Source organism: Sphingobium sp. AS12, assembly GCF_019097845.1.
Lineage (GTDB): Bacteria > Pseudomonadota > Alphaproteobacteria > Sphingomonadales > Sphingomonadaceae > Sphingobium.
This window is the reverse complement of record NZ_JAHRGM010000087.1, coordinates 1-1,486: the sequence shown is the minus strand read 5'-3', so window position 1 is coordinate 1,486 and position 1,486 is coordinate 1. Positions and strand designations below refer to the sequence as shown.

Sequence of the window (1,486 nt, the reverse complement as noted above, 5' to 3'; positions counted from 1 at the left end):
TAAGACCGTATGTCCGTTTCGTGAAAGAGGTTGGTTCGCCCTACACTGGTGCTCCGAGGGTTGCTCGGGTGGGCCGAGCCTATCCTCACACGAGGAGGACGAACCGTGGAACATTCTACAGAAGTTTTCATCGGAATCGATGTCGCAAAGGCCCGTAATGCCATTGCGATCGCCGATGGTGGGCGCGGTGGCGAGGTGCGTTTCTTTGGCGAGGTCGATGCGTCACTGGACGCGATGAGGCGCACCATACAGCGGATCATCGCCAAATATCGCGTTGTGCATTTCTGTTATGAGGCCGGCCCAACCGGTTATGGGCTTTACCGCCTGATAGTCGAGCTGGGCCATTCCTGCATGGTGGTCGCGCCATCGCTGATCCCGAAGCGCGCAGGCGATAGGGTGAAGACGGATCGGCGCGATGCAGTGATGCTCGCCAGACTGCTACGAGCCGGCGAACTGACGGCGGTATGGGTGCCCGATGCGGGGCATGAAGCGATGCGCGATCTCGTACGCGCCCGCGCTGCTGCGGTCGAGACCCAGCGCATTCACCGGCAACAGGTCAGCGCGTTCATGCTGAAGCACGGCCGCATCTTTCCGCGCAAGACGACGTGGGGCGCCCGCCACTTTCGCTGGCTACAAGAACAGCACTTCGATCATCCCGCCCATCAAATCGCTCTGCAGGAACTGGTCGATGCGGTCAGGGTGGCCAAGGAACGGATCGGACGTATCGAGGCGGCGATCGAGGAGTTCCTGCCAGGCTGGTCGCTAGCACCCGTCGTTCGAGCGCTTCAGGCACTGCGTGGTGTCGAACTCATCGTCGCTGTGACGTTCGTAACCGAGATCGGCGACATGCGCCGGTTCGACAATCCACGCCAGTTGATGGGCTATCTTGGTCTCGTGCCTGGGGAGCGATCCTCCGGCGACACGGTTCGCCGCGGCGGGATCACAAAGGCAGGCAACGGTCGGGTTCGCCATATGCTTGTCGAAAGCGCCTGGACGTACCGTCACCCGCCGCGTATCGGAAAAGCCAAGCTGTATCGCCTCGAGCAAACCACGCCGAAGGTCCGCGAGATCGCTTGGAAAGCGCAGAGCCGACTGACGGCGCGATATCGATCGCTTATCGCCAAGGGTAAGAAAACTCCGGTCGTTTGCACGGCAATAGCTCGCGAACTTGCAGGCTTCATGTGGGCTGTCGCCAGAGAGGTGCAGCCAGCCTGATAGAATAGCAGCTCCCGCGTACAGGCGGGGGCGGGACCACGGCAGGGGAATATCCGTCACACGCTTTGTGGCCGGCACAGCCGACGCCCGTTGTAAGATCGGATCAGCCCCGGGACGCATACACGGAAATGCGGTATCCAACCCGCGTATCAGAGCTTGATCACCGACGTCCTTCAGGTCCCGCCTCCACCTGTACGCGGCCATATACGGTGCCGCGCTCCTGCGCGGACGATGGCGCGCGACTTAAAGGTTGAAAACGGACATCAGAGCG

1 protein-coding gene is annotated in these 1,486 nt (G+C 61.3%); it reads left to right on the top strand.

Translation table 11 applies throughout. From position 1 onward, the window contains the following. The first annotated feature begins 105 nt into the window (after nt 1-105). On the top strand, nt 106-1,215 hold the full coding sequence (locus KRZ98_RS23085; protein ID WP_217675525.1) for an IS110 family transposase: 1,110 nt from the start codon (nt 106-108) through the stop codon (nt 1,213-1,215). Nucleotides 1,216-1,486: the final 271 nt, after the last annotated feature.